18 protein-coding genes and 1 tRNA gene are annotated in these 22082 nt (G+C 70.6%); 6 read left to right on the top strand and 13 right to left on the bottom strand.

All coding sequences use genetic code 11. The annotated features are described in order from the left end of the window. Positions 1–81: 81 nt before the first annotated feature. The 7 genes from ACWFRU_RS20595 to ACWFRU_RS20565 all read right to left on the bottom strand — a co-directional run bounded on the left by ACWFRU_RS20595 (position 82) and on the right by ACWFRU_RS20565 (position 5730). Complete coding sequence (locus tag ACWFRU_RS20595) at positions 82–543, bottom strand: hypothetical protein (protein WP_453688938.1); 462 nt, start codon at positions 541–543, stop codon at positions 82–84. Between the two features lie 64 nt (positions 544–607). Then, entirely contained in the window at positions 608–1210 is a 603-nt protein-coding gene (pth, locus tag ACWFRU_RS20590) for an aminoacyl-tRNA hydrolase (protein ID WP_453447712.1), read from the bottom strand. Between the two features lie 96 nt (positions 1211–1306). Beyond that, positions 1307–1900, bottom strand: coding sequence for a 50S ribosomal protein L25/general stress protein Ctc (locus ACWFRU_RS20585; protein ID WP_453688936.1), 594 nt, complete (start codon positions 1898–1900; stop codon positions 1307–1309). Between the two features lie 190 nt (positions 1901–2090). Beyond that, positions 2091–3068, bottom strand: coding sequence for a ribose-phosphate diphosphokinase (locus tag ACWFRU_RS20580; protein ID WP_363211709.1), 978 nt, complete (start codon positions 3066–3068; stop codon positions 2091–2093). A 135-nt stretch (positions 3069–3203) separates the two neighbouring features. Further along, positions 3204–4661: a bifunctional UDP-N-acetylglucosamine diphosphorylase/glucosamine-1-phosphate N-acetyltransferase GlmU gene (gene glmU / locus ACWFRU_RS20575; RefSeq protein ID WP_453688933.1), complete on the bottom strand. Its 1458-nt coding sequence runs from the start codon at positions 4659–4661 to the stop codon at positions 3204–3206. A gap of 113 nt (positions 4662–4774) precedes the next feature. After that, positions 4775–4846, bottom strand: a tRNA-Gln gene (locus tag ACWFRU_RS20570). A gap of 26 nt (positions 4847–4872) precedes the next feature. Next, positions 4873–5730, bottom strand: a complete 858-nt coding sequence (locus ACWFRU_RS20565) for a hypothetical protein (protein WP_453688931.1) — start codon at positions 5728–5730, stop codon at positions 4873–4875. 167 nt (positions 5731–5897) lie between these two features. On the opposite strand from ACWFRU_RS20565, the gene ACWFRU_RS20560 reads away from it, so the two are divergent. Further along, complete coding sequence (locus ACWFRU_RS20560) at positions 5898–7220, top strand: sensor histidine kinase (protein ID WP_453688929.1); 1323 nt, start codon at positions 5898–5900, stop codon at positions 7218–7220. 34 nt (positions 7221–7254) lie between these two features. Here ACWFRU_RS20560 and ACWFRU_RS20555 read toward each other — a convergent pair whose 3' ends face one another. Continuing rightward, on the bottom strand, positions 7255–7782 hold the full coding sequence (locus ACWFRU_RS20555) for an SUKH-3 domain-containing protein (protein WP_453688927.1): 528 nt from the start codon (positions 7780–7782) through the stop codon (positions 7255–7257). A 46-nt stretch (positions 7783–7828) separates the two neighbouring features. Next, positions 7829–8386, bottom strand: coding sequence for a YwqJ-related putative deaminase (locus tag ACWFRU_RS20550; protein ID WP_453688925.1), 558 nt, complete (start codon positions 8384–8386; stop codon positions 7829–7831). A gap of 342 nt (positions 8387–8728) precedes the next feature. Between ACWFRU_RS20550 and ACWFRU_RS20545 the strand changes: the two genes are divergently transcribed. The 3 genes from ACWFRU_RS20545 to ACWFRU_RS20535 all read left to right on the top strand — a co-directional run bounded on the left by ACWFRU_RS20545 (position 8729) and on the right by ACWFRU_RS20535 (position 13796). After that, complete coding sequence (locus ACWFRU_RS20545) at positions 8729–9715, top strand: SMI1/KNR4 family protein (RefSeq protein ID WP_453688924.1); 987 nt, start codon at positions 8729–8731, stop codon at positions 9713–9715. Between the two features lie 7 nt (positions 9716–9722). Next, complete coding sequence (locus tag ACWFRU_RS20540) at positions 9723–12608, top strand: SUKH-4 family immunity protein (protein ID WP_453689459.1); 2886 nt, start codon at positions 9723–9725, stop codon at positions 12606–12608. A 303-nt stretch (positions 12609–12911) separates the two neighbouring features. Next, complete coding sequence (locus tag ACWFRU_RS20535) at positions 12912–13796, top strand: cellulose-binding protein (RefSeq protein ID WP_453688922.1); 885 nt, start codon at positions 12912–12914, stop codon at positions 13794–13796. Positions 13797–13852: 56 nt separating this feature from the next. On the opposite strand, the gene ACWFRU_RS20530 is transcribed toward ACWFRU_RS20535, so the two are convergent. The 3 genes from ACWFRU_RS20530 to ACWFRU_RS20520 form a co-directional block, all read right to left on the bottom strand. After that, the gene (locus ACWFRU_RS20530) at positions 13853–15433 is read right to left on the bottom strand and encodes a sodium/solute symporter (protein ID WP_453689457.1); all 1581 of its coding nucleotides are present in this window, start codon (positions 15431–15433) and stop codon (positions 13853–13855) included. 92 nt (positions 15434–15525) lie between these two features. After that, positions 15526–16026 (bottom strand): DUF485 domain-containing protein, encoded by a 501-nt coding sequence (locus ACWFRU_RS20525; RefSeq protein ID WP_453688920.1) that lies wholly within the window; start codon positions 16024–16026, stop codon positions 15526–15528. A 122-nt stretch (positions 16027–16148) separates the two neighbouring features. Next, positions 16149–17756: an MFS transporter gene (locus tag ACWFRU_RS20520; RefSeq protein WP_453688918.1), complete on the bottom strand. Its 1608-nt coding sequence runs from the start codon at positions 17754–17756 to the stop codon at positions 16149–16151. Between the two features lie 411 nt (positions 17757–18167). On the opposite strand from ACWFRU_RS20520, the gene ACWFRU_RS20515 reads away from it, so the two are divergent. Both ACWFRU_RS20515 and ACWFRU_RS20510 read left to right on the top strand, forming a co-directional pair. Continuing rightward, the gene (locus ACWFRU_RS20515) at positions 18168–18956 is read left to right on the top strand and encodes an ABC transporter ATP-binding protein (RefSeq protein ID WP_453447688.1); all 789 of its coding nucleotides are present in this window, start codon (positions 18168–18170) and stop codon (positions 18954–18956) included. Beyond that, positions 18953–21541 carry an ABC transporter permease gene (locus tag ACWFRU_RS20510; protein ID WP_453688916.1) on the top strand — a complete coding sequence of 863 codons (2589 nt, stop codon included), beginning with the start codon at positions 18953–18955 and terminating at the stop codon, positions 21539–21541. Before ACWFRU_RS20515 ends, ACWFRU_RS20510 begins: the two co-directional genes overlap by 4 nt. A 168-nt stretch (positions 21542–21709) precedes the next feature. Here ACWFRU_RS20510 and ACWFRU_RS20505 read toward each other — a convergent pair. Then, positions 21710–22082: DNA-binding response regulator (locus ACWFRU_RS20505; RefSeq protein ID WP_453688915.1), on the bottom strand; the 373-nt coding region annotated here is incomplete at its 5' end.

Raw genomic sequence — 22082 nt, 5'->3', positions numbered from 1 at the left:
GTTTGCCCGGCGTCATACCGCGGGGCAAACGGACGGGTGGGGAAGATCCGCCGCGAAGCAGCAGGCCGCCGTCGGGTGGCGTCAGAGCGCCAGCGTGGCGAACGACGCCGTCAAAAGGGCCATGCCCGACAACGCCAGGCCCCACGCCGTGCGGGGCAGGCGCAGGCCGCCGGCCACCACCACCGCCGCGAGCAGCAGCGCGCCGCCCAGCGGCAGCCACGCGTGGAGGAAACCGGGGCCACCCGTACGGACGACCTCGTCGGTGCCGGGCTTCACTGCCACCGGCACCCGCACCCCCTTCTCCTCCGCGATCGAACGGTCGATCACGACCTCCGCACGCGGCCGAAAACCGGCGGTCGAAGGGACGTACGAACCGACGCAGGTGTCGGAGGAGCAGCGCGCCACCCGCATCGTGCCCCGCTCACGCTCATCGGTGAGCATCACGTGCTGCGCCGTGCCCCAGGACGCCCAGACACCCGCGACGAGCAACAGCGCCGCGAGCGCGCCCATCGCCACCCGGCGAAGGAGAAGGAGCGCGTTCATGGCGGCGATCCTTGGCCATGGGCATGCGCTCAGTCAACCGTCCTGGGCCACCGCTCAGGAGTTGTCAGGAGTTGTACGAACTCTGCGCCCGCTCCAAACCCTCGATCACCAGAGCCTCCGCCGCATCGGCGGCCCGGTCCACGAAGTAGCCGAGCTCCTTGCGCTCCGCCGACGAGAAGTCCTTCAGGACGAAATCAGCGACCTGCATCCGCCCCGGCGGACGCCCGATCCCGAACCGCACCCGGTGATAGTCGCTGCCCATCGCCTTCGTCATCGACTTCAGACCGTTGTGCCCGTTGTCGCCACCGCCCAGCTTCAGCCGCAGCGTGCCGTAATCGATGTCCAGCTCGTCGTGCACCGCCACGATGTTCGCCGTCGGCACCTTGTAGAAATCGCGCAACGCCGTCACCGGACCACCCGACACGTTCATGTACGACATCGGCTTCGCCAGCACGACACGGCGGCTCCCCGGACCCGCGGGACCGATCCGGCCCTCCAGCACCTGCGCCTGCGCACGCCCGCTCCGCTTGAACGAGCCACCGATCCGCTCCGCGAGGAGATCGGCCACCATGAAACCCACGTTGTGCCGGTTCATGGCGTACCCAGGGCCTGGATTGCCCAGACCCACGATCAGCCACGGCGCACTGGGGTCCGTCGTCATCTGCATGTCTCCTTCATAGCCCGACCGCCGCCCCGCGCAGGAGCGCGGAGCGGCGGTCGGCAGAGTCGAGCCCAAAGGAGCTCAGTCGAGCAAAGTCGAGGCTCAGGCCTCGGCGGCGGCGTCGCCCTCGGCCTCGGACTCCGAGGCCTCCTCGGCCTGCGCGGCCAGGACCTGCAGGACGACGGTGTCCTCCTCGACGGCCAGGGTCGTGCCCTCGGGCAGCGTGATGTCCTTGGCGAGGATGGTCGCACCGGCCTCAAGACCGGCGATGGAGACGGTGACCGACTCCGGGATGTGCGTGGCCTCGGCCTCGACGGGCAGCGCGTTCAGCACGTGCTCGAGCAGGTTGCCGCCCGGGGCGAGCTCGCCCTCGGTGTGCACGTAGATGTCTACGTTGACCTTCTCGCCCTTGCGGACGAGGAGCAGGTCGACGTGCTCCAGGATGCCGATGCGCACGGCGTCACGCTGGACGGCCTTGGGGATGACCAGCTGGCTCTTGCCGTCGATGTCCAGGTTGATCAGGACGTTCGGGGTCTTCAGCGCCATCAGGGTGCCGTGGTGCGGCAGCGTGATGTGGATGGGGTCCGCGCCGTGGCCGTAGACAACGGCGGGCAGCTTGTCCTCGCGACGCAGACGGCGGGCGGCGCCCTTGCCGAACTCGTTGCGGAGCTCGGCGGAGATCTTCACCTCGGACATGTGCACTCCTCGTAAAAAGTGGTGACGGAAAAGACGGTCACCCGGCCACGACTGGCGGCCTGCTACGAAGAGCGCGTCGATAACGGACAGCCGTACCTCAATGAGTACGGCCTCCCTCGCCGAGCAACTCCGTGAGTCTACCCGGCGGGGAGGCCGCCTCAGAAATCGATCTTCGGTGAGCCCGCGGAGGCTACGCCTGCTCGTCGAAAAGGCTCGTCACCGAACCGTCCTCGAAGACCTCACGCACCGCGTTCGCGATGGTCGGCGCGATCGAGAGCACCGTGATCTTGTCGAGCTCCAGGTCACCCGGGTCGGGCAGCGTGTCCGTGAACACGAACTCGCTCACCTTGGAGTTCTTCAGACGGTCCGCGGCCGGACCGGAGAGCACACCGTGCGTCGCCGTCACGATGACGTCCTCCGCACCGTGCGCGAACAGCGCGTCGGCGGCGGCGCAGATCGTGCCACCCGTGTCGATCATGTCGTCGACCAGGACACAGACACGGCCCTTCACGTCACCGACGACCTCGTGCACGGTGACCTGATTGGCGACGTCCTTGTCACGGCGCTTGTGCACGATCGCCAGCGGCGCGCCCAGACGGTCGCACCAGCGGTCGGCGACACGGACACGGCCGGCGTCGGGGGAGACCACCGTCAGCTTCGAGCGGTCGACCTTCGCGCCCACGTAGTCCGCGAGGACCGGCAGCGCGAAGAGGTGGTCCACCGGACCGTCGAAGAAGCCCTGGATCTGGTCCGTGTGCAGGTCGACCGTGAGGATGCGGTCCGCGCCCGCCGTCTTCATCAGGTCCGCCACCATGCGGGCCGAGATCGGCTCACGACCGCGGTGCTTCTTGTCCTGGCGCGCATAGCCGTAGAACGGCACGATCACGGTGATGGAGCGGGCCGACGCACGCTTCAGCGCGTCGATCATGATCAACTGCTCCATGATCCACTTGTTGATCGGAGCCGTGTGGCTCTGGATCAAGAAGCAGTCCGCGCCACGAGCCGACTCCTGATACCGCACATAGATCTCACCGTTGGCGAAATCGAAGGCCTTCGTCGGCACGATGCCGACACCCAGCTTGTGTGCGACCTCCTCGGCCAACTCGGGGTGGGCGCGGCCGGAGAAGAGCATCAACTTCTTCTCGCCGGTCGTCTTGATCCCGGTCACAGCACTAGTCTCCTCAGACGAGTTCTTCCCGCTGCCGTCCTCACGCGCCCCGGAAAACACAGTCCCGAAGCGCTGAGCCGGCCGAAATGGTGTGCATCTATCACGGTACGCCGTGTACGACGCACCTGTTTCCGGTCAGCTTCCGCTTGCCGGATTCCCGGGCTCCCCGGACGCCGCCTCCGCCGCCCTCGCGGCCGCGCTGCCCGGACGCTTGCGCGCCACCCAACCCTCGATATTCCGTTGCTGCCCACGGGCAACGGCCAACGAACCCGCCGGAACGTCCTTCGTGATGACCGAACCCGCCGCCGTGTAAGCCCCGTCCCCAACAGTGACAGGAGCCACAAACATGTTGTCCGAACCGGTCTTGCAGTGCGACCCCACCGTCGTGTGGTGCTTCGCCTCACCGTCGTAGTTCACAAACACGCTGGCAGCACCGATGTTGGTGAAATCACCGATCGTCGCGTCACCCACATACGACAGATGCGGGACCTTCGTACCCTCGCCGATCCTCGAGTTCTTCATCTCCACGAACGTGCCGGCCTTCGACTTCAGGCCGAGCCGGGTACCCGGCCGCAGATACGCGAACGGACCCACGCTCGCCTGCTCCCCGACCTCCGAGTCATACGCCACCGTGTTGTCCACCCGCGCCCCCGCGCCGACCTTGGTGTTCGTCAGCCGGGTGTTGGGCCCGACCTCGGCGCCCTCACCGAGATGCGTGGCGCCGTGCAGCTGCGTGCCCGGGAGCACGAGCGCGTCCTGCTCATACGTCACCGTCGCGTCGATCCACGTCGACGCCGGGTCCACCACCGTCACACCGGCCAGCATGGCCTCCGTGAGCAACCGGTCGTTCAAGGTACGGCGGGCCTCGGCCAGTTGCACGCGGTTGTTGATCCCCGCGATCTCCTCGTGGTCCCCGGTGACGGCCGCCCCCACGCGATGCCCCGCCTCCCGCAGAATCCCCAGGACGTCCGTCAGGTACTCCTCGCCCTGACTGTTGTCCGTACGCACCTTGCCCAGCGCCTTCGCCAGGAGCTGCCCGTCGAACGCGAACACACCGGAGTTGATCTCACGGATCAGGCGCTGCTTCTCGGTGGCGTCCTTGTGCTCGACAATGCCGGTCACCGCGCCGCTCTCGCCGTCCCGCACGATCCGCCCGTAACCGGTCGCGTCCGGCACCTCGGCGGTCAGCACGGTCACGGCGTTGCCGTCACCGGTGTGCGTCTCGGCCAGCTTCTGGAGGGTCGCACCGGTCAGCAGCGGGGTGTCACCACACACGACGATGACGGTCCCGTCCACGGCGCCGCCGAGCTCGTCCAGACCGATGCGGACCGCGTGGCCCGTGCCCTTCTGCTCGCTCTGGTACGCCGTGCGCACGTCCGGAGCGATCGTCCCCAGATGCGCGATGACCTGCTCGCGGGCGAACCCGACGACGGTGACGAGCCGCTCCGGGCTCAGCGCGTACGCGGCTTCGAGCACATGCCCGATGAGGGAACGCCCACAGATCTCATGCAGGACCTTGGGGGTGGCCGACTTCATACGGGTGCCCTCACCCGCTGCAAGGACGACGACGGCTGCCGGGCTGTTGGCGCTCACGGGGGTGCCCTTCGGCTTCGAATGTGCGGGGAGTGGACATCCGCAGGATACCGGGGCGATGCGGGCCGGAAATGAGGGCGGGTCCTGACCTTGAGGTCAGGACCCGAGAGAAGCTCCCCCGCCAGGACTTGAACCCGGACAGATGGCACCAAAAGCCACAGTGCTGCCAATTACACCACGGGGGAATATAGCGCCCAAACCGGACATTCGGTCAGGTCGCCGTTGCGGCACCCAACACTATGCCGTACCAAGCCCCTTCCACGCGACGGTAGAGATCTGCGCTTTGCCGCACGTAGATCATGAGGCACCCGTGGTACCCGTCTCCCGTGTTCTTGCGCACGGTCCGGGGGTTGTGTTTCTTCAGGGTCGCTCTGCTGAAGGCGCCCTGGTCGACACCGGCGACGTCCGCCCAGTGCCGCTCCGCGGCTGCCACATCCGCGGACTCGTGGATGCTGACCCGCAGGGTCAAGCGGTCGCGGCTGACACCGAGCAGTGCCAGCCAGCGCATGTAGAACCGGATCACGTTCGGATCGCTGTTGATGAACTGGAGTACCTCGGTGCGGCGGTAGGGCTTGTCCTTGGAGCCTTCGGCCCAGTAGAGGGCGACTCCGGCGATGAACAGCTCGCGGTCCGACAGCTCCCCGATCGCGGCGGCCGCCGCGCGCTTGGTTGCCTGTCGTTCACGGTCCTGGTCGGCTCGGAGCCGTGCGAGCCCGGCGTTCATGCGTGCTCGCTGCTCCTCGGGCGTGCACTTGGGCTCCGGGCGCGGCAGATCTCGTACCCACAGGGAGACCGAACTCTTCGAGCAGCCCAGCTCGGCCTGGATCTCGTTGTACGTACGGCCTTGACGGCGCAGCTCGCGCGCTCGGTCCCGGAGGTCGTCCTTCGCGCGTGGTCGCTTGGTCCACTCGGCAGGAGGTTCGCCCTGCACGAGGCGGCTCAAGGTCTCCTTGTTGCGCACCCCGAGTTTCTCGGAGATCTGCCGCAGGCTCAGTCCTTCTCGCCGCAAGGCGATCGCCCGCTCCCGCAGTCCCTCGAAGTCGGCGTACTTGCCCGTGATTTCCGTCATGCGGCAACGCTCGTCCGGAATGCGAACGTCCGGCCGGAAACCGGGAGCGGTTCAACAGTTCGAGGGATTTCTGGCCGTTTCGTTTTGCGTCGAACAGTGCGTGCGTTCGATCACCGGGCCGGAAACTCGCCGGAAAAGGAGGGCTTGTCGCCCGTAGGCTGGAAGGCATGACCACGACGGGGGAGAACCACAGCGCGGCCGTGAGCGGGCCGTGGTGGTGGGAGCGGCGGCGTAGTGCCGTGCTGGACGTGGGGCTCGCGTTGGCCTCGGCCGCGGAGTGCGGGGCCGAGGGGATCACGTTCGCGGGGGACACGGGGATTCCCACGGGGGTGGGGGTCGCGTTCGGGGTGTTGGCGGGGGCTTCGCTGGTGTTGCGGCGGCGGTGGCCGATCGCCGTGGTGCTGATTTCCATCGCGATCACGCCTGCTCAGATGGGGATCTTCCTCACCGTTGTCGGGCTTTACACGTTGGCTGCCTCCGAGCTGCCTCGGCGGATCATCGGGTCGCTTGCCGGGATGTCCTTGCTCGGGACGCTGATCGTGACGCTCGTGCGGACCCGGCAGGACATGGAGAGCGGGGACCTGGGGTTCGCGGAGGGGTTCATACCGTTCATCGCGATCACCACGTCCATCGGTCTGACGGCGCCGCCGATCCTGCTGGGGCTGTATATCGGGGCGCGGCGGCGGCTGATGGAGAGTCTGCGGGAGCGTGCCGACAGCCTGAAGGGTGAGTTGCAGCTGCTTGCCGAGCGGGCGGAGGAGCGGGCGGAGTGGGCGCGCAACGAGGAGCGGACGCGGATCGCGCGGGAGATGCATGACGTCGTCGCGCATCGGGTGAGTCTGATGGTCGTGCATGCCGCCGCCTTGCAGGCTGTCGCGCGGAAGGATCCCGAGAAGGCCGTGAAGAACGCGGCTCTGGTGGGTGACATGGGGCGGCAGGCGCTGACGGAGTTGCGCGAGATGCTGGGTGTGCTGCGGACGGGGGAGCCGACGCCGGCGGCCGGTGGCCGGCATGGGTCGGTGTCGGATGTGATGCCGTTGGCCGCTGTCGGGTTCGCGGCTGCTGCCGCCGCGTCGCGTGCGGTGGACGAGGACGGGCCGTCTCTGGCGGAGCTGGACGAGTTGGTGGGGCAGTCCCGTGCGGCGGGGATGGCGGTGGATCTGTCCGTGGAGGGTGAGTCCCGTGTGTATGCGGCGGACGTCGAGCAGACCGCGTACCGGGTGGTCCAGGAGGCGTTGACCAACGTGCACAAGCATGCCGCGGGTGCCAAGACGTACGTTCGTCTCGCGCATCGGGGTGCGGAGATCGCGATGCAGGTGGAGAACGAGCCGCCGCCGGAGGTGGGTCCGGGGGACGCCCGGCTGCCCAGTGGGGGCAATGGTCTGGTGGGCATGAAGGAGCGGGTCGTCGCGTTGGGCGGTGTCTTTGTGTCGGGTCCGACGGACGCGGGCGGCTTCCGGGTGTCGGCGGTGCTGCCCGCGTCCGCCTAGGTCCCGACGGCTAGGTCCCGCGGCCGGGCTTTTCTCAGCCCGCCTTGAGGCGTTCGGGCTGTGTGCCGGAGGCCAGGGTGGCGAGGGCTTCGTCGATGTGGGCGCCCAGGTACCAGTCGCCGCTGTGGTCGAGGCTGTAGACGCGGCCTTCCGCGTCGATGGCCAGGAGTGCCTGGGTCTCGGTCTCCTCTCCTATGGGGCACACCTCGGTGTCGAGGGCGCGGCCCAGGTCGCCGAGGGTGCGGGCGAGGTGGAGGCCGTAGAGGGGGTCCAGGTGTACGGCGGCGGGCGCTATGTGGCGGCCGGGGCCCTGCGGGGTGATGTGGAGTCCGCCGAATTCGGCCCAGGCCTCGACGGCGGCGGGGAAGACGGCGTGCCGGTGTCCCGCCGGTGAGGTGTGGCCGCGCAGGACGTCGGCCCAGATCTCGGCCTGCTTTATGTCCCACCGTCCGGGGGTCCATCCGGCGGCGCGCAGGGCGGCGTCGACGGGTACGGGGAAGCGGGGTGACGCGGCGGTCTGGGTGGTGTGTGCGGGGTGTTCGGTGTGCTGTTCGGCGTGCATGGGTGGCCCTCGTTGCGGTTCGGGGTCAGCGGCTCGGTGGTGGGGATCAGGATTCGGGTGTCGCGGGTTCCACGATCCGTACGCCGAAGTGCGCTGCGAGGGCGGTGCAGGAGCGGCAGGGGCGGGCGAAGCCGCCGTGCAGGGGGTCGCCGTCCTCGCGGATGCGGCGGGTGGTGAGCTTGGCGTGCTTGAGGGCTTTGCGGGCCTCGCCGTTGGTCATGGGCTTGCGGGCCGCGCGTTTGGAGCGGCTCGCGTCGGCCGTGGTGAGGTGGCGCGAGATGAGGATGGCTTCGGCGCACCGTCCGGTGAAGCGTTCGCGCTGACCGCTTGTGAGGGTGTCGAGGAAGTCCTGTACGAGTGGGTGCAGGGCGGGGGGTTCCTCGCCGCGGCCCGCGGTGCTCGTGAGGGTCGCGCCGCGTACGGAGAGTGCGGCGGCGACGGTGGGAAGTATGCCGTCGCGGCGCTGGCGCAGGATGGGCGCGTGCGCGGACGCGCTGCTCCAGCCGACGCGTGGGTCTCCCGCGTCGGCGAGGTGTTCGGCGGTCGCCGAGGGCGCCGTCGTGGCGGCCGTGCTGTGGGCCGTACCGGTCTGTGCCGTGTGCATGGTGGTGCTTCCCTCCCCGCAACTCGCGGCTGTGACCGCGTGTGCCACGCCCCCGCGTTGCGGGGACAGCCTGCCAAATGGGGCGGGTGGTGCGGAAGCTGGGGCACCGCGACACGCCCGGCTTTCGTCGCACGGTGACGGTCCGGTGGCTGCTGGTCATGGAACCGGAGGCCCGGTGACCGGTGTCGTCCTTGCGCATAGGCTGTCGACATCCGCAGACCGCGGAGCGCGGGACGAAGTCGCACAATCCACGCACATCGCTCCACGTACACCGAACCACGCACATTGATCCACGCACACCGATCCGCAAAACCATTAACAGTGCCGCAGGGGGCAACCGCCATGACGACAGGTCGGCTGGGGCAGCAGGCCGCACCGCCGAACGCGGCCTACGCCGGGCAGGTCGTGCACTTCCCGGACCCGGTCCGGGCCACGCGCCATCCCAGAGGTGTGCGTGTGGACGAGCACGGCTATCCGGACTTCTCGGCCTACGCGCGTGCGGCCGCCGAGATCGCCGAGCCCCCGGAGGGCTTCGGTGTCGACGAGCTGCGCCTGACGGACTATGTCTCCGCGAACGCGGCGATGGCCGCGGCGGACCATGACTTGTGGGACACGATTCCGCCGGTGGCGACCCCGCACGGCTGGACCTGGCATCACGTGCCGGGCGGCCGGCGTCTTGAGCTGGTCCCGGTGGAGGTGAAGGCGCTCCTGCGGCATCACGGCGGGCTCGCCACGACGCCGGTCGACCAGGACAAGCGGGGTACGCGACCGCTCCAGGAGACGCGGCCCGCGCATCTCGCGCTGCCGAAGTCGGCGGTCGCGGTGAGCGAGCAGGAGATCCTCGGCGCGGAGGAGGAGCTGGGTTACCGGCTTCCCGGCGCCTACCGCTCGTTCCTGAAGGCGGCGGGCGGCTGTGCGCCGGTGGGTACGGCGCTCGACGCGGAGCTCGGCCTCCTGATCGACCAGCCGTTCTTCACGGTGCGGGACGAGGCCGCGGTCAACGACCTGGTGTACGTGAACAAATGCCTGCGTGACCATCTCACCAAGGACTACTTGGGAGTCGGTTTCGTGCAGGGCGGCATCCTGGCCGTGAAGGTCAAGGGTGACCAGATCGGTTCGGTGTGGTTCTGCGCGTACGACGACGCGCGGGACGTCTCGGAGACGGCGGGCTGGCAGCCCGCCGAGCGGGTGCAGCGGCTGCTGCTGCCGTGCGGTGACGACTTCGACGCGTTCTTGTCCCGGCTCGCGGGCAATCCGCCGGAGTTGGAGACCGTGGCGAACCTGATGGTGGACGGCGGCTTCGCGCGCGCCGTCCCGGTGGGGGAGTGACTTGTCGATGGTGACCTTCGCGCAGGCGCAGGAGCGCGCCGAGGAATGGATCAACGGCGATGTGCCCGGCTACCAGCATCGTGCGGTGCGGGTACGGGAGTTCGAGCTGGGTTTCGTCGTGTGGGCGGAGGACCGCGAGAACGGTCCGGTGTCCGACGGCGGCCGTCAGCGGCTCGTCATCGCGCGGGACAGCGGCGACGCCACGCTCTGGCCGTCTCTGCCGGTCGGTGAGGTGATCCGCCGGTACGAGGAGGAGTACGGCACGCCGGAGACGGCGCCCGAGGACGCGGCGCCGCCCCCGCCCGAGCGGGTCGACCTGAATCAGACGTCGTTCCTGTTGAGCCCCCCGGAGTGGCTCCAGGAGGCGGCGGACAAGCTGGGCATCCCGGATCGCAGGGGGGAGTCGTCCGCGGGGGCGTCTTCGGGTGGGTCCGCGGGTGCGGGGCTCTCGGATGCGGCTCCGTCGGATGCCGGTCCCTCGGATGCGGGTCCCTCGGACGCGGTGCCCGCGGCACCTGCTCCGGCTGCTCCTTCTTCGCCCGCCGCCCCGTCGGCGCCCGTGGCTCCCGCCGCGTCCGCTTCTCCCGAGGCGCCCGGTGGCGGTACGCCGTGGCCCGCGGCCGGGGGGTCGAGCGGCGCGCCTGCCGGGGCCACCCCGTGGGCCGGTACGGACACCAACGCGGACTCCGGCGACGACCGTTCGGTGCCCGCGCCCGCGACGGTGTTCGCGCCGCCGCTGGTCGGCGGTGACGACGACGACACTCCGCCGCCGGGTGTGGCGCCGGAGGCCAAGACCGCGCTGATGCACGGCGGCAGCGGCCTCCCGTCGACGACGGTGGCACCCGCGCTGGACGGCACGGACCTGCCGCCGCCTCCGGGTGCGGGTGCTCCCGACGCGTCCGCGTACGGCTACCCGCAGGGGCCCGGTACGCCCGGTACGCCTGGTGCGCAGCCTTCGGCCGCTCCGGGGCCGAACCTGCCGCCGCCGCCCGCCGGTGCCGCGGTGAACATGCCGCCGCCTCCGGGCGTGAGCGCTCCGGACCCGTCCGCGTACGGCTACCCGCAGGGTTCCGTGCCGCCCGGCGCGGGAGACATCGCCGACGCCGCGACCAGCAAGGCGCAGGCACCGCCGCGCGGCGCCCGTGGCAGTGGCGGTGCGAGTACGCCGCCGCCTCCCGGCGCCCCGGGTACTCCCGGCATGCCGCCGGGCGCTACGCCGCCGCCGTCGGGCCCCGGTGCTCCGGGCACCCCTGCGGGCGGTTACGTCCCGACGCAGTTCGTGTCGGCGCTCGGCCCCGACGGACCTCAGCCGCCCGCGGCTCCGGACGCGCCGAAGCCGCCCGGTGCTCCGGGTACGCCTCCTGGTGGTGTGCACCATGCGGCGACGATGCTGGCGGACCCGAGCTTGGGTGGTCCCGGTGGGATCAAGCCGCCGGGTGCTCCGGGTGCTCCTGGTGCCCCGCAGCCTCCTGGCCCGCCCGGCGCTCCGGGGGCTCCCGGCGCCCCGCAGCCTCCCGGCCCGCCCGGTGCTCCGGGTACGCCTCCCGGTGGTGTGCACCATGCGGCGACGATGCTGGCGGACCCGAGTCTGGGTGGCCCTGGCGGGATCAAGCCGCCGGGTGCTCCCGGCGCTCCTGGTGCCCCGCAGCCTCCCGGTCCGCCCGGCGCTCCCGGCGCTCCCGGCGCTCCCGGTGCGCCCCAGCCTCCCGCGGCTCCGGGTGCTCCGGGTGCTCCCGGTGGCGGTGTTCACCACGCCGCGACGATGCTGGCCGGTCCCGCGGTCGGCGGTCCCGGTGCGCCCATGCCGCCGCAGGCTCCGGGCGCCCCGGGTGCTCCCGGCATGCCGCCGCCCGCGCCGGGTCAGCCCGTACCCGGCCCGCCCGGTCAGCCCTACGGCTACCCGCAGCCGCCCACCGGTCAGCCGACCGTGGGCCCCGGCTACCAGGCCGTGCTCCGCTACCGTGCGCAGGACGGCTCCGAGCAGCAGCTCATCCGCCGCTCGGCGCCCGGCACGCCGCACCCGGAGTGGCAGATCCTGCACGAGCTGCGCGGCATGAACGTGCCGCCGCAGCAGGTGCTCGAACTCCACACGGAGCTGGAATCCTGCGAGCTGCCCGGCGCGTACTGCGCCCGCATGATCCGGGAGACCTGGCCGCAGGCGCGGATCACGAGCATCGCCCCGTACGGCAGGGACCACGGTTCCCGGCAGGGCGGCATGCAGCAGCTCATCGCGCACCAGGCGGAGTTGCACCAGGTCGCGGACGGTCCGGCGCGCCCCGCGCCGGTGCGCGCGCCGCTGCCGCAGGTGCAGCCCGCGCCGCCGATTCCGCCGGAGGGCGTGGCGCAGGAGCTGGTGGGTGCGTTCGGGCCCGGCATCTTCCGCTTCGACCAGCGGGCGGTCTCGCGGCAGGGCGTGCCGGACCTCGTGGCGCACACGCTCGTGGTGGCGGGTCTGCCGGTCGACTTCGGTCCGTTCTTCTGGGCGCAGGCTCAGCCGGGCCGTCCGGTGCCGACTCTCGCCGAGACGGCGCAGGAGCGCGGGGTGCAGCCGGCGTCGGACGCCGGTTCGTACCTGGTGATGGGCAGTGACTTCGGCCGCGCGATCTGCGTCCAGTACGGCACGGCGAACATCGTCGCCGTGCCGGTGGAGTCCGGCCCCGGTGGCGCTCCGGTGCCGCCGCAGTTCGTGAACACGGGGCTGCCGGAGTTCGCGCGCTGCCTGGCGCTGCTCGGCCGCATGTGGCGGCTGCGGTACGGGTTGAACCAGGAGCAGGCGGGCCGCTGGACCGTGGACTTCCAGGGGCAGCTGGCCGCGCTTGACCCGGCGGCGTTGGCTTCGCCGGAGAGCTGGTGGTCGGTACTTCTTGAGCAGATGTGGGACGGCTTGCTGTAGCCCGCCGCCCCCCGGCAGGTGTCCGAGGCGCTCGACCCGTTCTCTGGGTCGGGCGCCTCGTGCGTTCTCGGGCCGCAGCCTCGTGCGTCGTCCTGGCGGCGGGCTTGAGAGGGGTGCCGGAGCCATGCCTGTCGCGCCGCGAAGAAACGGCACCCCCCCGATTCCGACTTCTGGCAAGAAATAACGCATCCTTGAGCAGATGAGATGCGCGGAGTGTCGCGTTATGAGCGCTTCCGCTTGATCCATCAAGATGTGCGCCAATCGCGTAGTACGCGCGTGGTGTGTCGGAGGAGGGATTCAAGGATGAGCAGCGGTTCAGCGGCGTCGGAGCACGGCTTCGTCACCGTGCGCGGACGGGGTTATCGCCCCGAGCAGGTGGACGCGTACGCCCTCGATCTGTCCCGGGACCGCGACGACGCGTGGGAACGCGCCGCCCGGCTCACCGTTCTCGCCAAGGAGATGGAGGCGGAGGCGGAGCGGCTGCGGGACGTGGTCTCGCGGCTCGCCCCGCAGACGTACGAGACGCTGGGCGAGCGCGCGTGCAACATCCTCGCCCTGAGCGAGGCGGAGGCCGCGGCCGTACGGGAGGAGGCCGAGGCCGATGCGCGGCGCGCGACGGAGGCGGCCGAAGCGGAGGCCGGTGAGCTGCGCGACGCCGCTCGCGCGTATGCCGACGAAGTCCTCGGCGAGGCCGAGGAACGGGCCCGGCAGCGGCTGCTCGCCTGCCGCGCTGCGGCGGACGAGTCGCGGATCGCGGCCCGCCGTGACGTGAAGGAGTGGCGGGGCGAGGCCCTGGCGGCGCTGCGGGAGACGCGGCAGCGCAGTGCCGCGCTCCTGGAGGAGCAGGAGAAGGAGCACGCCGAGCGCAGGGAGGCCGCGGAGGCGGAGATCGCCGCCCGGGTGGCGGAGGCGGAGGCGCGGGAGGCTTCGCTCGTGGCCGCCGCCGAGGCCCGCCTGTCCGAGGCGAAGCGGGCCTTCGCGGAGGCGGAGGAGTCCGCACGGCACGGGCAGGAGGACGCGGAGGCGCGGGGCGCGGAGCTGGTCGCCGCCGCGGTCTCCCGGGAGGAGGGGATCGCCCGGGACACGGAGCGGATGCTGCGGGAGCACGGTGAGGAGTGGGACGAGGTGCGGGCGCACATGGAGCATGTGCGGAGCAGTCTCGCTGCGCTGACCGGGCGGGTGTCCTAGACCGCCGCTTCGCGGCGGATTTTTTCCCGCCCACCCACCCGATTGCCCCCCAGCATCTACCTTTTCGTCACCCCCGCCAAGATCCGGCCCTCCACCGCCTCGTACCGCCTGCGCTGCTCGTCCGATTCGCCGCGGCCCGATGTCACCGTGCCCAGCCAGCCCAGGAGGAAGCCGAGGGGGATGGAGGCGATGCCTGTGGTGGTGAAGGGGAACCAGTTGAAGTCGTGGGCCGGGAAGGCTGAAGTGGGGGAGCCCGAGACCAGGTTGGTGCCCGTCATGAGGATGATCGAGCCGAGGGTGCCGCCGATCAGGGTCCACAGGAGGCCGCGGCGGGTGTAGCGGCGCCAGAAGAGGCTGTAGACCATGGCCGGGGCGAGGGCCGATGCGCCCAGGCAGAAGGAGAGCGTGACCAGCGGTTGCAGGTTGCGGTGCTGGACCACGACCGCGAGGACGATCGCGACGCCCCCTATGGCCAGGGCCGAGACGCGGGCCAGTGTCATCTCGCGGCGCGGGGTGAGCTCTTTGCGCAGGCGCAGGGGCGCGAAGAGGTCGTGGGCGAGGGAGTTGGCGCAGGCGAGGATCATTCCGGCGACCGAGGCGAGCAGCGTGAGGAAGATCGCCGTGGTGACCGTCGTGAAGATGAGGGTCTCGAACGTCGAGGCGTTGACGCCGAAGACCGCCTTGGAGCCCAGGAGGTAGGCGGTGTTGCCCTGGGGGTCCGCCTGGGCGATCGCGGCCCGGCCGATCATCGCCGTCGCGCCGAAGCCGACGACCGTGATGATGAGGACGAAGAGCGCCACCAGGGACACCGCCCAGGACATCGAGCGGCGTATCTCGGGCGCGCTGCGGGCCGTGTACATGCGCATCGTGACGTGGGGGAGGCATGCGCCGCCGAGGACCACCGTCAGCTGCGAACTGACCATGTCCAGGCCGGGATGGGGGCCGCCCGCGAACTGCAGCCCTGACTGGAGGAAGGCCGGGCCGGCCCCGCTGCCCTTCTCGGCGGCGGCGAGCAGCGCGCCGAGGTCCCAGTCGAAGCGGCGCAGGATCAGGGCGGCGATGACCACGCCGGAGCCGAGCAGCATCACGATCTTCAGGATCTGGATGAGGGCGGTGCCCTTCATGCCGCCGATCGCCGCGTAGCTGATCATGAGTGCGCCGAGGGCGACGACGCACGCGGTCTTCACGCCCTCGCCGGAGAATCCGAGGATGAAGGAGAGCAGGTCGCCCGCGCCCGCGAGCTGCACCAGCATCAGGGGGATCAGAGCGGCCAGTGTCGCCGCGCAGGCCGCGATGCGTACGGCCCGTCCGGGCATCCGGCGTGCCAGTACGTCGCCCATGGTGAACTGGCCCGCGTTCCGCAGGGGTTCGGCCAGCAGGAACATCAGGAGCATCAGTGAGAGCGCGGTGCTCAGGGCCAGGACCACGCCGTCGTATCCGAGGAGCGCGATGATGCCGCCCGTGCCGAGCACGGTCGCCGCCGAGATGTAGTCACCCGCGATGGCCAGGCCGTTGCGCAGGGGGGAGAGGGCGCCGTAGCCGGTGTAGAACTCGGCGAGGTTGTCGCGGTCGGGGCCCGTCATCACGCACAGGAGCAGCGTGAGGGTGACGACGGCGGTGAACGCCACCAGGGACATGGCCTGGGCCGAGTCGGCGGCCAGCGTGACGCCGCCTCTGATGTCGGGGCTCACCGGCAGTGCGGAGAAGCTCATCGGCAGTGCGGAGGGGCTCACCGGTTGGCCTCCAACTCCGCCAGCTTGCGCAGCCGTTCGGCCAACGGGTCGACCCCGCGGCGGGCCGTGTACTCGTAGAGCCCTATGGCGAGCAGCGTGACGGGCACCTGGCACAGGCCGAGCAGCAGGCCGGTGGAGAGGCCGCCGGAGACCGTGTCCGTCATCAGGGACGGGGCGGAGGCGGAGAGGATCAGGAAGAGCGTGAAGTAGCCGAGCGCGGTGAGGGTGGCGACGCGGCGCTGCCAGCGGTAGGCGCTGCGCAGGTGGCGCAGGTCGCTGTGGCGGCCGAGTGCGGGGTGGCGGGGGAGCCGTGGGGGTGGAGGGGGAGGTGGCGGCGCGACGGGCTGCCAGGGGTAGGTGGGGTACGAGGGGGCGTGCAGGCCCCGGGGGTACTGCGGGGGCTGTGGGTACTGGGAGTTCTGCGGGGGCTGCGGGGACTGCGGGTACGGGGAGTTCTGTGGGTGGTGAGGGTTCTGGGGCTGGTGAGGGTAGGGCATCCCGGTTCTCCTTGCGCGGCGTCGGTCCGGTGCGGGACCGCAGGGAGCGAGAGGTGAGGATCGAGCACGTTACTTGTAAGTAGTAGAGCCGCGAAGGGTTTTGACCATACTGGTTGGTCGGTCTAGTCCGCCGGTCTGTTCACGGGGCTTTCGCGCGGGGCAAGTGCGGCGTTCTCGCCGCCCTCCGGGGCGCTGACCTCCCCGTTTTCCGGGGCGTCCGCCCCGATTACCGGAAACCGCCGGGGTGCGAGGAACACCAGTACGAGGAGTGCGAGCACCGCCGCGCACCCCGCCCCCACGTACACCGTGTCGACCGCCGAGTCGACGGCGCGCCGCAGCCGTTCGGGGTCGGCGACCGAGGCCGGGTCCTCAAGGGCGTGAGCCACCGAGTCCAGGGAGCCCGCGCCGCCGAGCCGCGAGGTGAGGACCCCGTTGGCGACCGCGCCGAACAGCGCGGCGCCCAGGGTCTGGCCTATCTGGCGGCAGAAGAGGATGGACGCGGTGGCCGTGCCGCGCTCGGACCAGCCGACGGTGGACTGCACCCCGACGATCAGCGGCAGTTGGAAGAGGCCGAGTGCCGCGCCGAGGAGCAGCATGATCAGCGCCGGCTGCCAGGCCTGCCCCGGGTAGGGCAGGAAGGGGAACGCGAAGAGGAAGAGCGCGGCGCCGCCGATGCCGATGAGCGCCGTGTCGCGGAAGCCGAGCCTGCGGTAGACGTGCTGGCTCAGGGCGGCGGAGACCGGCCAGCTCAGCGTCATCACGGAGAGCACGAACCCGGCGGCGACCGGCGCCAGGCCGAGCACGGACTGGGCGTACGTCGGCAGGAAGACCGTGGGCGCGACCATCAGGAGGCCGAGCGCGCCCAGGGCGAGGTTGACCGCGGCGATGGTGCGCCGGCGCCAGACCCAGCCGGGGATGATCGGCTCCGCCGCGCGTCGCTCGACGGCCACGACGGCCGCCGCGAGCAGCAGCCCGCCCGCGAACAGCGCGAGCGACGGCGCGGAGAGCCAGCCCCAGGCGACGCCGCCCTGCACGAGCGCGGTGAGCAGGACGCCCCCGCAGGCGAAGACGGCGAGCGCGCCCGCCCAGTCGGTGCGCCCCCGATCCGCCTTCTCGCGCTGCGGCTCGTGGAGGTGACGCACGATCAGCCAGAGCGCCACCGCCCCGATGGGCAGGTTGATGAGGAAGATCCAGCGCCAGTCGGCGTAAGCGGCGATCAGGCCGCCGAGCGCCGGGCCCGCGATGGACGACGCGGCCCACACGGTGGACAGCTTCGCCTGGATCTTGGGGCGTTCCTTGAGGGGGTAGAGGTCGGCGGCGAGCGTCTGCACCGTCCCCTGGAGCGCGCCGCCGCCCAGACCCTGGACGATGCGGAAGGCGATGAGCGCCCCCATGTTCCAGGCCACGGCGCACAGCGCGGAGCCGAGCAGGAAGAGGATGCTGCCCGCGATGAGGACGGGCTTGCGGCCGAAGGTGTCGGAGAGCTTGCCGTAGATGGGCAGGGTGACGGTGACGGCGAGCAGATAGCCGGAGAAGAGCCAGGAGAAGACGGAGAAGCCACCGAGGTCGCCGACGATCTGGGGGATGGCCGTCGAGACGATCGTGGAGTCGAGGGCGGCGAGCGCCATGGCGAGCATGAGGGCGGCCACGACGGGTCCGCGCCGCCGGGTGTCCCGCGTGGCCGAAGGTATGCCGCCTGTGCCGCCCACCGAAATTCCTTCCCCCTGCATCTAATTGCTTCCGGCCACCTTCTCACCCGGGTGGGCCGCGGGGCAGGGGGCAGAGCATCCCGGCAGGTGGGTCGGTGTCCGGTCGGCAGGAGGGTGGAGCAACCCCGAGAACCGCTCCCCCGGGAGGTGGAGATCCCCTAGGGGAACCTCCGTACTACGGACCGGGGAGCGTTCGTACTGCCGGAGGACGAGAAGGCCCCGGCCGCTTCTTAGATTGGCTTTATGCCGACGGGGGCGGGCCGGGAAGGCCCGGGGTCGGACCAGCCACACCTTCGGGGGTGGGGTTTTCCCCAGCAAAAGACTGCGCTGGGCACCAGCGCGCCCGAACCGCCGGACGACCAGACTCTTTATGCGCGGCGAACACGTCCGGGCACACCCGATCCACCGCGTAACCGACTTAGGAGACTTACCGTGACAACGGCTGTGACCATTCCCAGGCACGGGGGCACTGGAGGGCGTACGGCCGTGGCGGCACGGGCGCGCCAGGTCGTGAAGGCGTACGGGTCCGGGGAGACCCGGGTCGTCGCGCTCGACGAGATCGACGTGGACATCGCCCGCGGGCAGTTCACCGCGATCATGGGCCCTTCCGGCTCCGGCAAGTCGACCCTGATGCACTGCCTCGCGGGCCTGGACACCGTGTCCTCCGGGCAGATCTACCTCGACGAGACCGAGATCACCGGCCTGAAGGACAAGAAGCTCACGCAGCTGCGCCGGGACCGGATCGGCTTCATCTTCCAGGCGTTCAACCTCCTGCCGACGCTCAACGCCATCGAGAACATCACGCTCCCGATGGACATCGCGGGCCGCAAGCCCGACCGCGGCTGGCTGGACCAGGTCGTGGAGACCGTCGGCCTCGCGGGCCGCCTCAAGCACCGCCCGACCGAGCTCTCCGGCGGCCAGCAGCAGCGCGTCGCCGTGGCCCGCGCGCTGGCCGCGCGCCCCGAGATCATCTTCGGTGACGAGCCGACCGGAAACCTCGACTCCCGTGCGGGCGCCGAGGTGTTGGGCTTCCTGCGCAAGTCGGTGACCGAGCTCGGCCAGACCATCGTGATGGTCACGCACGACCCGGTGGCCGCCTCGTACGCGGACCGGGTGCTGTATCTCGCGGACGGCCGGATCGTCGACGAGATGTACTCGCCGACCGCCGAGAGCGTCCTGGACCGCATGAAGGACTTCGACGCCCGGGGGCGCACGTCATGACCGTCCTCAAGACCTCGATGCGCAACTTCTTCGCGCACAAGGGCCGCATGGCGCTCTCCGCGGTGGCCGTGGTCCTGTCGGTGGCGTTCGTCTGCGGCACGCTCGTCTTCTCCGACACGATGAACACGACGTTCGACAAGCTCTTCGCCGCGACGTCCGCCGACGTCACCGTCACCAACAAGAACGCCGAGGACACCGGCGAGACGCCCGACAGCGGGAAGCCCGAGTCGGTCCCCGCCTCGGTCGTCGAGCAGGCGAAGAAGGCCGAAGGCGCGAAGTCCGCGGAGGGCGCGGTCAGCAGCACCGCCGTCACCGTCGTCAACTCCGAGAAGAAGAACGTGGGTCCGACCGGCGGTGGTCCCACCATCGCGGGCAACTGGACGCACAACGACCTGCGGTCGATGGACATCACCTCGGGGCACGCCCCGCGCGGACCCACCGACGTGATGGTCGACGCCGACACCGCGGACAAGCACCACCTCAAGATCGGTGACGAGCTGCGCACCATCGCCGTCTCCGGTGACCACACCGCCAAGATCTCCGGCATAGCCACCTTCAAGGTGACCAACCCCGGCGCCGCGATCGTCTACTTCGACACCGCGACCGCGCAGCGCGAACTCCTGGGCACCACAGGGCGGTTCACGCACGTCAACGTCACCGCCGAGGCGGGCGTCAGCGACACCGACCTCAAGCGGAACGTCGGCGAGACCATGGGCGCCGAGGCCTCCGCGTACAAGGTCAAGACGCAGCAGGAGACGTCGGACGACAGCCGCAAGAGCGTCAGCGGTTTCCTCGACGTGATGAAGTACGCGATGCTCGGCTTCGCCGGGATCGCCTTCCTCGTCGGCATCTTCCTCATCATCAACACCTTCTCGATGCTGGTCGCCCAGCGCACCCGCGAAATCGGCCTGATGCGCGCCATCGGCTCCAGCCGCAAGCAGGTCAACCGTTCCGTGCTCGTCGAGGCGCTCCTTCTCGGCGTCATCGGCTCGGTCCTGGGGGTCGGCGCGGGCGTCGGGCTCGCCGTCGGCCTGATGCAGCTCATGTCCGGCATGGGCATGGAACTGTCCACCCAGGACCTCACCGTCAAGTGGACGACGCCCGTGGTCGGCATGGTCCTCGGCATCGTCGTCACCGTCCTCGCCGCCTACCTCCCCGCCCGGCGCGCCGCCAAGGTCTCCCCGATGGCGGCCCTGCGCGACGCCGGGACACCGGCCGACGGCAAGGCGAACGTCCTGCGCGCGATCATCGGCCTGGTCCTCACCGGGGCCGGCGCCTTCGGCCTCTACACCGCCTCGCAGGCGGACAAGGCGAGCGAGGGCTCGCTCTTCCTCGGCGGCGGCGTGGTCCTGACCCTCATCGGCTTCGTCGTCATCGGCCCGGTCCTCGCAAGCGGCGTGGTCCGCGTCCTCAGCGCCGTACTCCTGCGGATGTTCGGGCCCGTCGGGCGGATGGCCGAGCGCAACGCGCTGCGCAACCCGCGCCGCACCGGCGCCACCGGGGCGGCCCTGATGATCGGCCTCGCCCTGGTCGCCTGCCTCTCGGTGGTCGGCTCCTCGATGGTCGCCTCCGCCACGGACGAGCTCGACAAGTCGGTCGGCGCGGACTTCATCATCCAGTCCGACAACGGCCAGGCGATCACCCCGAAGGCGGCGAAGTCCCTGGAGAAGGCCGACCACATCGCCCACATCACCCAGTACAAGGACGTCAAGGCCGACCTGACCGGGCCGAACGGCAAGACCGCGAAGAAGGTGGGCCTGAGCGCCGCCGACGCCACGTACGCCGAGGACCTGCGCAGCGAGACCGTCGCCGGCAAGCTCGCCGACGCCTACAAGCCGGACTCCATGTCGGTCGGCGAGGACTTCGCCAAGGACCACGGCATCACGCTCGGCGACAAGGTGAAGCTCGCCTTCGACCACGGCAGGACGGCCGACATCACCGTGCGGGCCATCACGTCGAGCGAGACGTCGATCGACTCGGGCGCGATGTACGTGAACATCGCGACCGCCGCGAAGTACGTGCCCGCCGACCGGATGCCGCCGAACGAGATCATGTTCGCGAAGGCGCAGGAGGGCAAGCAGGACGCGGCGTACACGTCGCTGAAGGCGGCCATGTCCGACTACCCGCAGTACAAGGTCATGGACCAGACCGACTTCAAGCAGACGCTGAAGGACCAGGTCGGCCAGATGCTGAACATGGTCTACGGCCTGCTCGGCCTCGCGATCATCGTCGCGATCCTGGGTGTGGTGAACACCCTGGCCCTCTCGGTGGTCGAGCGGACCCGGGAGATCGGCCTGATGCGGGCGATCGGCCTCTCGCGCCGCCAGCTGCGCCGCATGATCCGCCTGGAGTCGGTGGTCATCGCCCTCTTCGGAGCGCTGCTCGGTCTCGGCCTCGGCATGGGCTGGGGTGCGACGGCCCAGAAGCTGCTCGCCCTGGAGGGCCTGAAGGTCCTGGAGATCCCCTGGCCGACGATCATCACCGTCTTCATCGGCTCGGCCTTCGTGGGCCTGTTCGCGGCCCTGGTCCCCGCCTTCCGGGCGGGCCGGATGAACGTCCTGAACGCCATCGCCACGGACGGGTGAGCCCGCACCCGCAGGGCGGGGGGTGAGCCCGAGAGCGTCACCGTAGGATGACCGGCAGGCCCCGGGACGTTCCTCCAAACGTCCCGGGGCCGAGCCCGTTCCCCGCTTTCCCGCGCCCCGATCGCGGCTCTTCCCGGGCTTCGGGTCCCCCGGCCTCCTCCGGCCTCCTCAGATCCAGCCGCGTTCGCGGGCCAGCAGAGCGGCCTGGGCCCGGCTGGTCGCGCCGAGCGTCTGGATGAGATCGGCAACATGTCGCCGGTAGGTCCGCACCGACACTCCCAGCTTCCGCGCGCCCGCCTCGTCCTTGCCCACGGTGCACATCGAAACGAGCACCCGTCGCTCGATGCCGGAAGGGCGTGGGACGGCCGCGCCCGCACCGCTCCTCGCACCGCCGAGCTCCGCGCGTAGACCGTCAATGACGTGCCGCGACCGGGTGACGCGCTGCAGCTCCTGATGGAGCGCGGCCAGCCGTACGTCCACCAGCCGGGCGAGCGCCACCTCGGGGTCCGCCGGGAAGATCCGCCGCTCCGCGTCCTCGGTG

Source organism: Streptomyces sp. NPDC055099, assembly GCF_053607685.1.
Note: the sequence above shows the minus strand (reverse complement) of the source record. Positions and strands in the feature narration are given on the sequence as shown.

Excerpts from the sequence above, each read along its gene's own strand:
- ACWFRU_RS20595 (WP_453688938.1), bottom strand. The coding sequence starts at position 543 with ATGAACGCGCTCCTTCTCCTTCGCCGGGTGGCGATGGGCGCGCTCGCG.
- pth (WP_453447712.1), bottom strand. The coding sequence starts at position 1,210 with ATGCAGATGACGACGGACCCCAGTGCGCCGTGGCTGATCGTGGGTCTG.
- ACWFRU_RS20585 (WP_453688936.1), bottom strand. The coding sequence starts at position 1,900 with ATGTCCGAGGTGAAGATCTCCGCCGAGCTCCGCAACGAGTTCGGCAAG.
- ACWFRU_RS20565 (WP_453688931.1), bottom strand. The coding sequence starts at position 5,730 with ATGACGGAAATCACGGGCAAGTACGCCGACTTCGAGGGACTGCGGGAG.
- ACWFRU_RS20560 (WP_453688929.1), top strand. The coding sequence starts at position 5,898 with ATGACCACGACGGGGGAGAACCACAGCGCGGCCGTGAGCGGGCCGTGG.
- ACWFRU_RS20555 (WP_453688927.1), bottom strand. The coding sequence starts at position 7,782 with ATGCACGCCGAACAGCACACCGAACACCCCGCACACACCACCCAGACC.
- ACWFRU_RS20550 (WP_453688925.1), bottom strand. The coding sequence starts at position 8,386 with ATGCACACGGCACAGACCGGTACGGCCCACAGCACGGCCGCCACGACG.
- ACWFRU_RS20545 (WP_453688924.1), top strand. The coding sequence starts at position 8,729 with ATGACGACAGGTCGGCTGGGGCAGCAGGCCGCACCGCCGAACGCGGCC.
- ACWFRU_RS20540 (WP_453689459.1), top strand. The coding sequence starts at position 9,723 with ATGGTGACCTTCGCGCAGGCGCAGGAGCGCGCCGAGGAATGGATCAAC.
- ACWFRU_RS20535 (WP_453688922.1), top strand. The coding sequence starts at position 12,912 with ATGAGCAGCGGTTCAGCGGCGTCGGAGCACGGCTTCGTCACCGTGCGC.
- ACWFRU_RS20530 (WP_453689457.1), bottom strand. The coding sequence starts at position 15,433 with ATGTCCCTGGTGGCGTTCACCGCCGTCGTCACCCTCACGCTGCTCCTG.
- ACWFRU_RS20525 (WP_453688920.1), bottom strand. The coding sequence starts at position 16,026 with ATGCCCTACCCTCACCAGCCCCAGAACCCTCACCACCCACAGAACTCC.
- ACWFRU_RS20520 (WP_453688918.1), bottom strand. The coding sequence starts at position 17,756 with ATGCAGGGGGAAGGAATTTCGGTGGGCGGCACAGGCGGCATACCTTCG.
- ACWFRU_RS20510 (WP_453688916.1), top strand. The coding sequence starts at position 18,953 with ATGACCGTCCTCAAGACCTCGATGCGCAACTTCTTCGCGCACAAGGGC.